Origin of the sequence: Thioalkalivibrio sp. (genome assembly GCF_007692535.1) — a bacterium.
GTDB lineage: Bacteria > Pseudomonadota > Gammaproteobacteria > Ectothiorhodospirales > Ectothiorhodospiraceae > Thioalkalivibrio.
This window is the reverse complement of sequence record NZ_REBW01000065.1, coordinates 1-10,238: the sequence shown is the minus strand read 5'-3', so window position 1 is coordinate 10,238 and position 10,238 is coordinate 1. Positions and strand designations below refer to the sequence as shown.

General features: G+C 64.3%; 9 protein-coding genes and 1 tRNA gene. All 10 read right to left on the bottom strand.

The genetic code is table 11. The annotated features are described in order from the left end of the window. Positions 1-19 precede the first annotated feature (19 nt). The 10 genes from EA346_RS02055 to EA346_RS02010 all read right to left on the bottom strand — a co-directional run bounded on the left by EA346_RS02055 (position 20) and on the right by EA346_RS02010 (position 10,082). A tRNA-Pro gene (locus tag EA346_RS02055) sits at positions 20-96 on the bottom strand. A 120-nt stretch (positions 97-216) separates the two neighbouring features. Beyond that, positions 217-573, bottom strand: coding sequence for a MerR family transcriptional regulator (locus EA346_RS02050; RefSeq protein WP_296755002.1), 357 nt, complete (start codon positions 571-573; stop codon positions 217-219). Continuing rightward, positions 557-856 (bottom strand): integration host factor subunit alpha, encoded by a 300-nt coding sequence (ihfA, locus tag EA346_RS02045; protein ID WP_296751583.1) that lies wholly within the window; start codon positions 854-856, stop codon positions 557-559. Before ihfA ends, EA346_RS02050 begins: the two co-directional genes overlap by 17 nt. A gap of 2 nt (positions 857-858) precedes the next feature. Further along, positions 859-3,222, bottom strand: coding sequence for a phenylalanine--tRNA ligase subunit beta (gene pheT, locus EA346_RS02040; RefSeq protein WP_296755001.1), 2,364 nt, complete (start codon positions 3,220-3,222; stop codon positions 859-861). Positions 3,223-3,227: 5 nt separating this feature from the next. After that, entirely contained in the window at positions 3,228-4,256 is a 1,029-nt protein-coding gene (gene pheS / locus EA346_RS02035) for a phenylalanine--tRNA ligase subunit alpha (RefSeq protein WP_296755000.1), read from the bottom strand. A 234-nt stretch (positions 4,257-4,490) separates the two neighbouring features. Beyond that, positions 4,491-4,850 carry a 50S ribosomal protein L20 gene (gene rplT / locus EA346_RS02030; RefSeq protein ID WP_296754998.1) on the bottom strand — a complete coding sequence of 120 codons (360 nt, stop codon included), beginning with the start codon at positions 4,848-4,850 and terminating at the stop codon, positions 4,491-4,493. 15 nt (positions 4,851-4,865) lie between these two features. Beyond that, positions 4,866-5,063 (bottom strand): 50S ribosomal protein L35, encoded by a 198-nt coding sequence (gene rpmI, locus EA346_RS02025; RefSeq protein WP_296750798.1) that lies wholly within the window; start codon positions 5,061-5,063, stop codon positions 4,866-4,868. 109 nt (positions 5,064-5,172) lie between these two features. Then, complete coding sequence (gene infC / locus EA346_RS02020; protein WP_296754997.1) at positions 5,173-5,667, bottom strand: translation initiation factor IF-3; 495 nt, start codon at positions 5,665-5,667, stop codon at positions 5,173-5,175. Positions 5,668-5,722: 55 nt separating this feature from the next. Next, complete coding sequence (gene thrS / locus EA346_RS02015) at positions 5,723-7,639, bottom strand: threonine--tRNA ligase (RefSeq protein WP_296754995.1); 1,917 nt, start codon at positions 7,637-7,639, stop codon at positions 5,723-5,725. A gap of 295 nt (positions 7,640-7,934) precedes the next feature. Further along, positions 7,935-10,082, bottom strand: coding sequence for an FAD-dependent oxidoreductase (locus EA346_RS02010; RefSeq protein WP_296754994.1), 2,148 nt, complete (start codon positions 10,080-10,082; stop codon positions 7,935-7,937). Positions 10,083-10,238 lie beyond the last annotated feature (156 nt).

Sequence of the window (10,238 nt, the reverse complement as noted above, 5' to 3'; positions counted from 1 at the left end):
CCTAACTTGCTGTTTCTATTGGTCGGGGCGAGAGGATTTGAACCTCCGACCACCTGCACCCCATGCAGGTGCGCTACCAGGCTGCGCTACGCCCCGAAGAACGTGATTCTAGCGGATTGGGGCTGTCTGGGGAAGGACCGGCGTGGACTCTCTCCACAGCGGTGGGAGATCGGCAACTAACCGGTACCGTTCGGTGCGCTCATGAGCACCCACCGCCTACTGCCGAAGAATACGCAGGATTCCCTCGAGTTCGGTAATGGTGTCCTGCACCAGCTGCTGGGTCTGGGACATGTCGCCCTTCGCCTCCTCGCCACTCAGCTTCTGCCGGGCGCCATGAATCGTATACCCCTGCTCGTAGAGCAATGCCCGAATCTGACGGATGAGCAACACGTCGTGACGCTGGTAATAACGCCGGTTGCCGCGCCGCTTGACCGGCGAGAGCATCGGAAACTCCTGCTCCCAGTAGCGCAACACGTGTGGTTTCACCTGACACAGCTCTGCCACTTCACCGATGGTGAAATAGCGCTTGCCGGGTATCGCCGGCAGTTCCTGACGCTCACTCGCCTCCAGCATAAGCCTCCACCCTCTCCCTTAGCTTCTGCCCCGGCCGGAAGGTGACGACACGGCGCGCCGAAACCGGGATCTCCTCACCGGTTTTCGGATTGCGTCCAGGTCGCTCGCTCTTGTCGCGCAGCACGAAGTTGCCAAACCCCGACAGCTTGACGCTGTCTCCCCGTTCCAGGGCCATGCGCATTTCCTCGAAAAAGAGCTCGACCAGCTCCTTCGCCTCGCGCTTGTTCAGGCCCAATTCCTCATGCAATGCGGTCGCCAGTTCCGCCTTGGTAACAGCTGCCATGCTTAGTATCTCGGTTTCGCGCCAAAGAGGGCTTCAAGTTGGTCCACGACCGACTTCGTCACGGAATTGACATCCTTTTCATCAAGAGTGCGTTCAAAAGCCCTTAAAATCAAGCCCAAAGCGATACTTTTCTCATTCTTACCCAAACCTTTGCCCCGGTACACGTCAAACAGCCGGGTTTCCTGCAGCAGGGGAAGGTCCAGTTGGGCGATCGCGGCCAGTATATCGCCCGCCGCCACGTCCTCGTTCATCACCAGCGCAATATCGCGCCGGATCGCAGGAAATGCCGACAAACCTCTGAACTGCGGAACGTTCTCGGATGCAATCACCGCGGCATCCAGCTCGAACAGGAACAACTCCGGCAGGTCGAAGCGCTCGCACAGCGAGGGATGCAGTGCACCAAGCCAGCCGATGCCCTGACCGCCCAGCATCACCCGTGCGGACTGGCCATCGTGCAGCGCCGGATGCGTCGCCGGTTCGAAACGAAGGGCCTGCCGAGCACCCGCGCAGAGTGTCTCGACCACTCCCTTCGCATCGAAAAAATCCACGGCTCGCCGCGAACCCTGCCAATGCTCCGGCTCGGCCCGCCCGCACAGCAGGCCGCCCAGCCGCGATTCCTGCCGCAGACCGGCGGCATCGGGCACGAACCGCAGGCCATGCTCGAACAGCCGCAGATCCATGCGCTGCCGCGCCAGATTGTGCGCCGCGGTCCGGACCAGGCCGGGCCAAAGACCGGGACGCATCACCGCCAGCTCGGAGGAAATCGGGTTCGCCAGCGCCAGGGCCTCCAGATCCGGATAGAAGGCCTGGGCCCAGTCCGGGGCGACGAAGCTGAAGCTGATGACCTCGTGGAAACCGAGATCCGCAAGCTCCCGCTTGCGCCGGCCGAGCGCCGCCTCGACTGTGGAAGTCACCGGCACCGTGGTCGGCGGCAGGGTCTGCGGTAAGCGCTCGTACCCGTGGATGCGCGCCAGTTCCTCGATCAGATCCTCTTCACGGGTCAGGTCGAAGCGGGCGCGCAGCGGCAGCACCTCCCAGCCGTCGCCCATGGCCGCGACACGGCAACCCAGCCCGGTCAGGATGCGCTCGACCTCGACGGGCGCGAAGGCCATGCCGAGTACTCTCGTAATGCGTTCCCGGCGCAGGGTGATCCGGTTGTCGGCGTGCGCGGACGGTACCTGGCCCTGGTGCACCACCGGGCCGGCCGCACCGCCGGCGATCTCCAGGATCAGTGCCGTCGCCCGCTCCATCGCGTACAGGGGGATGGTGGGATCGACACCGCGCTCGAAACGGTGCGAAGCGTCGGTGTGCAGACCATGGGCACGTGCCCGACCCGCCAGTGCCCGCGGGCTGAAATGAGCGCTCTCGAGTACGATCCGGGTCGTGCCGGCGGTCACTGCGCTGCCCTCCCCACCCATGATCCCCGCCAGCGCCAGCGGTCCGTTGGCGCCCGTGATCAGAAGATCAGCGGGTCCGACCTCGACTTCGTTGCCGTTCAGCAGCAGCAGCCGCTCGCCAGCGGTCCCGAAACGCACATCGATGACCGGACCGGCGGCCTCCGCAGAAAACGCGTGCATCGGCTGACCGAGTTCCAGCATCACGTAGTTGGTCACGTCCACCACCGGATGCAGCGGCCTCACCCCGCAACGACGCAGGCGTTCGCGCATCCAGAGCGGGGTCAGGGCGTTCGGATCCAGCCCATCGATCACGCGGGTCGCATAGAGGGGACAGGCCTCCGGAGAGGTCACCCGGACCGTTACCGCATGATCCGCTCCGGCCCGAACCGGCTCGATTACGGGGCCGGTGACGGGATGGTCCAACAGCACGCCAGCCTCGCGTGCGATGCCCAGCATGCCGAGACAATCGGCCCGGTTCGGCGTCAGATCGACCTCGAGGATGAAGTCGTCGAGGCCCATCCAGGCCCGGAAATCGGCCCCAATCGGCGCGTCCGCGGGTAACGCCATCAAGCCGTCAGAGGACTCCGCAAGGCCCACTTCCACGGCCGAGCAAAGCATGCCCTGCGACTCCACGCCGCGCAGTTTCGAACGCTTGATCCTGAAATCGCCGGGCAAAACGGCACCGATACAGGCCACCGGCGCCAACATCCCCGCGGTCACGTTCGGGGCGCCGCAGACGATGCTCAGCGTCTCGCCGGTACCTGCATCGACCTCGCAGACCCGGAGTCGGTCGGCATCGGGATGCGGGCGCACCGAGAGCACTTTTCCGACCCGTACGCCGCTGAAGACCGGTGCAGCGGCATCGATCGCGTCCAGTTCCAGACCCGCCATGGTCAGGCGATGACCGAATTCTTCGGCCGTCTCTGCCACCGGAAGCCACTCCCGCAACCACTCCATACTGATCCGCATCGCCCCTACCCCGCCCGTGCGAACTGTTCGAGAAAGCGAACATCATTCTCAAAAAAGAGTCGCAAGTCATTGACTCCATAGCGGAGCATGGCCATGCGCTCGACACCGAGACCGAAGGCGAAACCGGTGTAGCGCTCCGCGTCGATGCCGACGTGGGCGAATACGTTCGGGTGCACCATGCCGCAGCCCATGACCTCCAGCCACCCGGTGTGCTTGCAGACCCGGCAACCGTCGCCGCCGCAGTGGACACACCGGATGTCCACCTCGGCGGAGGGCTCGGTGAAGGGGAAGTAGGACGGCCGGAAGCGGGTCTGCAGATCGTCGCGTTCGAAGAAGGCCTGCAGAAAGGTACTGAGCACGCCGCGCAGGTCGGCGAAGGTCACCCCCGTGTCCACGTACAGCCCCTCGACCTGGTGAAACATCGGACTGTGGGTCAGGTCGGAATCGCAGCGGTAGACCCGCCCCGGCGCGATGATCCGCAACGGCGGCTTCCGCTGTTCCATGGTCCGGATCTGCACCGGCGAGGTGTGCGTGCGCAGCACCCGGTGGGCATCGAAATAGAAGGTGTCGTGCATCGCCCGGGCCGGATGCTCCTCGGGGATGTTCAGTGCCTCGAAGTTGTGGAAGTCGTCCTCAACCTCGGGGCCCTCCGCCACCGTGTATCCCATTCCGGCGAAGAATGTCTGGATACGGTCGATGGTCTGCGTGACCGGATGCAGACCGCCGATCGCCGAACGTCGGCCGGGCAGGCTCACGTCCACGCGTTCCTCCCGCAGCTTCCTCGCGACCTCGGCGCTGGCCAGTTCCTGCTGACGCAGCTCGATCAGTCCGGACAGCCGTTCCTTCGCATCGTTCACCGCCTGCCCAGCCCGAGGCCGGTCCTCGGCCGGCAAGCGTCCCAGTTCCTTCAGCTGGGCGGTCAGCACACCCTTCTTGCCGAGGTAACGCACCCGCAGGGCATCGAGATCGGCCAGATCGGAGGCAGCCTGGATTCCTTCCACGGCCTCCGCCACCAGCTTGTCCACTTGTTCCACGTCGGATTTCTCCACGGCCCACCGGCAGCTCCCGGGCCGGGGCTGGCAGTGAACGGATTTCTGTTCCAACAAAAAAGGGAGGGGCTCAGCACCCCTCCCTTCGGTTACAACCTGCTGGCGTATTCGTCGCGAGGCGGGACCGCCCGCACCCATGCAACCAGCAGACGGTTACCGGGCCGAGGGAAACGTCCATGGCATGCGCTGGTGTCGAACCGGCACCATGAACGTCGCCACTTACGCCGCCAGTGCCGTCCTGGCCTTGTCGGCGATCTTCCCGAACGCAGTGATGTCGTGCACCGCGAGATCGGCAAGGACCTTGCGATCGATTTCGACCCCCGCCTTGTTCAGCCCGTCGACCATGCGGCTGTAGGTCAGGTCGAACTGACGCGCAGCCGCGTTGATGCGGACGATCCAGAGGGCGCGGAACTGGCGCTTCTTCTGGCGACGGTCGCGGTAGGCGTACTGGCCCGCCTTGGTGACGGCCTGCTTCGCGACCCGGTAGACCTTCCTGCGGGCACCGTAGTAGCCCTTGGCCTGGTCCATGACCTTCTTGTGACGTGCGTGTGCGGTGACGCCGCGCTTGACTCGTGGCATATCGGTTCTCCCCGGTTAGCTATGCGGCAGCATCTGGCGGATGGACGCGACATCGCTGTCGTGAATCATCGCCGCGCCACGCAGGTGACGCTTACGCTTGGTGGATTTTTTGGTCAGGATATGGCTGCGGTGCGACTGCGCCCGCTTGAACCTACCCGAACCGGTCTTGGCGAAGCGCTTTGCGGCGCCCCGGTTGGTCTTCAGTTTCGGCATTTTCCTCTCCAGCTAGGGGATCGTTGCCATCGGGCACGATCGTTTATGAAAGACCTGCGGGTATACCGGGACCCGCCGGTCCTTGTCGTGGCCTGCGTACTCCAGGCCGCTATCGCTTCTTCGCGGACATCACCATGATCAGCTGCCGCCCTTCCATCTTGGGCCGCTGCTCGACCACCGCGATATCGGACAGGTCCGCCTCGATCCGGTCCAGCAGTTCGCCACCGAGTTCCTGGTGGCGCATCTCGCGACCCCGGAAACGGATGGTCACCTTGCCCTTGTCTCCGGCCTCCAGGAAGCGCGTCAGATTTCGAAGCTTGACCTGGTAGTCGGCTTCGTCGGTGCCGGGCCGGAATTTCACTTCCTTGACCTGTACCTGCTTCTGGTTCTTCTTGGCCGCCTGGGCCTTCTTGGCCTGTTCGAACTTGAACTTGCCGTAATCCATGATCCGGCACACCGGAGGATCCGCATTGGGCGAAATCTCCACCAGATCCATGCCACCTTCCTGGGCCATTCCCAGGGCCTCTTCCGTCTTCACGACCCCGCGATTCTCACCTTCGGCATCGATCAGGCGAATGGTCGGGCAGATGATCTGCTCGTTCATTCGAACACTCTTGGCTCCGCTAATAGCCTTATTCTCCAGTCAGCTTGATCGGCAATCAGTTACCGCGGCTTGCAATCTCGGCATCGAGCCGGGACAACAGGGCATCCAGCCCCATGCTCCCGAGATCTTCGCCGGAGCGCGTGCGCACAGCAACGGTATTGGTTTCCATCTCCCGGTCCCCCAGGACCAGCAGATAAGGTACGCGTTTAAGCGTATGCTCGCGGATCTTAAAGCCGATCTTCTCGTTTCTCAAGTCGGCATCGACTCTCAGGCCCTTTTGCCGCAAGGCCGCGAGCACTTCGCGGGCATACGGATCCTGCCGCTCGGTGATGGTCAGGATGGCCAACTGTACCGGGGCGAGCCAAAGCGGAAACAGGCCCGCATAGTGTTCGATCAACACGCCGAAGAAACGCTCCAGCGACCCGAACAGGGCCCGGTGGATCATGATCGGACGCCTGCGCTCGTTGCTCTCCGAAACGTATTCCATGTCGAAGCGCTCGGGCAGGTTGAAATCCAGCTGCACAGTGGAGCACTGCCACTGCCGCCCGATCGCGTCGCGAATCTTGATGTCGATCTTCGGACCGTAGAACGCGCCACCCCCCTCATCCAGCGTGTAGTCCAGTCCCTTCTTCTCGATCGCCGAACGCAACGAGTCGGTCGCGTGCTCCCAGATCGCGTCGGACCCGACCGCATCCTCAGGTTTCGTGGAAAGATGGATATCGAAGTCTTTGAATCCAAAAGCTTCGAGAAGCTCCAGCGTCAGCTCGAGAACGCCGATGATCTCGGACTCGATCTGGTCCTCACGGCAGAAGATGTGGGCATCGTCCTGGGTGAAGCCGCGAACCCGCATCAGCCCGTGCAGCGCCCCGGACATCTCGCGCCGGTACACCGTACCCATCTCGCCCCAGCGCAGCGGCAGATCCCGGTAGGAGTGCAGCCGGTCCTTGTAGACCAGCACGTGAAACGGGCAGTTCATCGGCTTCAGCTGGAAAGACTGATTGTCGTCCTCCATCGGCTCGTACATCGAATCCGAGTAGAAGTCGGCGTGGCCCGAGGTCTTCCAGAGTTCCAGGTTGGCGATGTGCGGCGTGACCACGAAGTCGTACCCGGCACGTTCGTGCAACTCGAACCAGAAATTCTCGATCACCCGGCGGATGCGGGCGCCCTTCGGGTGCCAGAAGACCAGCCCGCCGCCCGCATCCTCCTGGATGGAGAACAGGTCGAGTTCCGTGCCGATGCGACGATGATCCCGGCGCTCGGCCTCGCGCAGCTGCTCCAGGTAGGCGTTGAGCTGCTCCTTGTTGGGCCAGGCCGTGCCGTAAATGCGCTGCAGCATCTCGTTGTCGGAATCGCCGCGCCAGTAGGCCCCGGCGACCTTGGTCAGCTTGAAAGCCTTGATGCGCCCGGTCGACGGGATATGCGGACCGCGGCACAGGTCCACGAACTCGCCCTGGCGGTACAGCGAAATATCCTGCCCTTCGGGGATGCTGGCGATGATCTCGGCCTTGTACTCCTCGCCCATATCGCGGAAGTGCTCGACCGCCTCGTCGCGCTCCATCACCGAGCGCTCGACCGGCAGGTCGGCCTTGGCCAGTTCCCGCATCCGCTTCTCGATCTTTTCGAGATCATCTGGGGTGAAGGCGCGCTCGAAGGCGAAGTCGTAGTAGAAACCGTTTTCGATCACCGGCCCGATCGTCACCTGCGCCGAGGGAAACAGCTCCTTCACCGCCTGCGCGAGCAGGTGCGCCGTCGAGTGACGGATGATCTCGACGCCCTCGGGATCTCGGTCGGTCACGATCGCGAGATCGGTGTCTTCGGTGATCTCGTGGCGCACGTCGACCAGTCGGCCGTCGACCTTGCCGGCGAGTGCGGCCTTGGCCAGCCCGGGGCCGATGTCACGGGCGACATCCAGCACGGAGACGGACGCGTCGAAGTGACGGCGGCTGCCATCGGGAAGTGAAACGGAGGGCATTCGGAACTCCTTCGCCGACCTGTACGCGGGGTCGAACGCAGTGGTGTTGAACAGAGAGGCAACACAGCCCTCACTGCATGGAACCATGAATCATACCAAAGCGGTCCCCCTCAGGCGAAAAACCGGGGCCAGTCATCCGGCACCGAACACACCGCGCCTGTGGGTCACGCTGTAATGTTCCGCCACGGCACCGGAACGTGGTCCGGGGTGGGCGGGGGACGGACCGTCGGCGGCCAGGGACGGCTTGAGCGAGTCCGTCTCCCACCCATCCCGGACCACGCTGCCACGAAACGGATCAACCCAGACGCCAGGCGTGGAAGCGCTGCAACCAGCGAAGGACACGCTCGGGCTTGTGCGCCTTCTTCCATTCGCCGGCCGCGTACTTGTTCGCCTCGGCCATGGTCGGGTAGATGTGGATGGTGCCGAGGATCCGGTTCAGACCCAGACCCGCCTTCATCGCCAGCACGAACTCCGCCAGCAGGTCCCCGGCGTGACCGCCGGCGATGGTGACCCCGAGAATGCGATCCTTGCCCGGCGGGGTCAGCACCTTGACCATGCCGTGGGCCTCGCCGTCCGCGATCGCCCGGTCCAGGTCGTCGATGCCGTAGGTCGTCACCTCGTAGGCGATGCCTTTGGCTCTGGCCTCCTGCTCGCTGAGCCCGACCCGGGCGATTTCGGGATCGGTGAAGGTGGCCCAGGGGATCACCGAGTAGTCCACCCGGTAGCGCCGGAACATCCCGAACAGCGCGTTGACCGACGCAAACCAGGCCATGTGCGCGGCGACGTGAGTGAACTGATACTTGCCGGCCGCATCGCCGCAGGCGTAGATGTTCGGATAGGTCGCCTGCAGGAACTCGTTGACCTCGATTGCGCGGTCGGTCCGGATGCCCACGTCCTCCAGACCCATGCCCTTGAGCCGAGCGGCCCGCCCGACACAGACCAGGATTTCGTCGAAGCCTATGCTCTCCTCGGCACCGTCCGTCGCGGCAACCACCAGCCGCTTCTCGCCGTCGACGATCTCGACCCGACGCGCCTCGCGACCCAGCCGGAGGTCCACGCCCTCCTCAGCGAAGCGCGCCATCAGCATGTCGGAAAATTCCGGGTCCTCGCGCGGAAGGAGCCGGGGGTTGCGGCCGACCTGGATCACCTGCGCCCCGAGGCGGTGGAAGGTCTGGCTGAGTTCGCAGCCGATCGGCCCGCCGCCGAGCACCACCAGTCTTCGCGGGCACTCCCGCAGTCCCCAGACGGTGTCCGAGGTCAGGAACCCGGCCTCCTCGAGCCCGGGAATCGGCGGCACGTAGGGTTCCGCCCCCGTCGCCAGCACGATCGACCGTGTGGTCAATGTGCGGGTCGCGCCTCCCGCTTCCGTGATTTCGACCGACCAGGGAGTCTTCAGGCGCGCCGCACCCTCGAGAACCTCCACCCCAAGGCCCTCGTAGCGTTCCCTGGAATCGTGGGGCGCGACCTGCGCGATCACCCGCTGCACACGCTCCATGGCCGCGCCGAAGTCGAACTCCGCGTGGGCGGACTGCACGCCGTAGTTCCGAGACCGGCGGATATCTTCCAGCAAGCGTCCGGTGCGGATCAGGGCCTTGGAAGGCACGCAGCCGTAATTCAGGCAGTCGCCACCCATCTTGTGGCGCTCGATCAGCGTGACCTTCGCCCGCACCGTCGCAGCGATGTAGGACGACACCAGGCCCGCAGCACCAGCCCCGATCACGACCATGTTCCGGTCGAACCGGGCCGGCCGCTGCCAGCCCCTGTAGACACGCCGGCGCCGCAGCCAGCCGAGGACGCGCCGCGCGACCAGCGGGAAGAGCCCCAGTAACGCGAAGGAACCGATCAGCGCCGGTGACAGAATCCCCTCCGGCCCTTCCAGTTGACCCAACTGCGTACCCGCGTTCACGTAGACCACCGTGCCCGCGAGCATGCCGACCTGCGACACCCAGTAGAAGGTCCAGGCCCGGATCGGCGTCAGCGCCATCACGATATTGATCAGGAAAAAGGGAAAGACGGGCACGAGGCGCAATGCGAACAGGTAAAAGGCGCCTTCGCGCTCGACCCCCTTGTTGATCGCCCGCAGCTTGTCCCCATAGCGGCGCTGCACCGGCTCCCGGGCGATGAAGCGCACGATCAGGAAGGCCAGCGTGGCGCCGATGGTCGATGCGAAGGAAATCAGCACCAGTCCCCAGGCAAGTCCGAAGACCGCGCCACCGGCCAGCGTCATGATCGTGGCCCCGGGCAGCGAAAGGGCCGTCACCGCGACGTACACGATGAAAAACAGGACCGTGGCCAGTACCGGCCGCGCGTCGCGGAAGGCCTCGATCTCCCCCTGCGCCGCCTTGAGCGTATCGAAATCGAAAAAACGCCCCAGATCGAACGCGAAGAATGCCAGCACCGCCAGGGCCACGGCCGCGAAAAGAATCCAACGTGTACGGTTCATACGCCCTCTCTGGGTGGTGGTGCTTGCATCGCAGGTCGCGGTCCGACCCACTTCACGTGGTCAGCCGTTCCCGCCGCTGTCCACGCGCTGTTCCGCTGAGAATATAGAAGGACCCCACCAAGGCCTATTTCGGTTTTCACTGATGCCGCAGCCGCC

Coding starts and splice junctions, on each gene's coding strand:
- EA346_RS02050 (WP_296755002.1), bottom strand. CDS start 573: ATGCTGGAGGCGAGTGAGCGTCAGGAACTGCCGGCGATACCCGGCAAG.
- ihfA (WP_296751583.1), bottom strand. CDS start 856: ATGGCAGCTGTTACCAAGGCGGAACTGGCGACCGCATTGCATGAGGAA.
- pheT (WP_296755001.1), bottom strand. CDS start 3,222: ATGCGGATCAGTATGGAGTGGTTGCGGGAGTGGCTTCCGGTGGCAGAG.
- rplT (WP_296754998.1), bottom strand. CDS start 4,850: ATGCCACGAGTCAAGCGCGGCGTCACCGCACACGCACGTCACAAGAAG.
- rpmI (WP_296750798.1), bottom strand. CDS start 5,063: ATGCCGAAACTGAAGACCAACCGGGGCGCCGCAAAGCGCTTCGCCAAG.
- infC (WP_296754997.1), bottom strand. CDS start 5,667: ATGAACGAGCAGATCATCTGCCCGACCATTCGCCTGATCGATGCCGAA.
- thrS (WP_296754995.1), bottom strand. CDS start 7,639: ATGCCCTCCGTTTCACTTCCCGATGGCAGCCGCCGTCACTTCGACGCG.
- EA346_RS02010 (WP_296754994.1), bottom strand. CDS start 10,082: ATGAACCGTACACGTTGGATTCTTTTCGCGGCCGTGGCCCTGGCGGTG.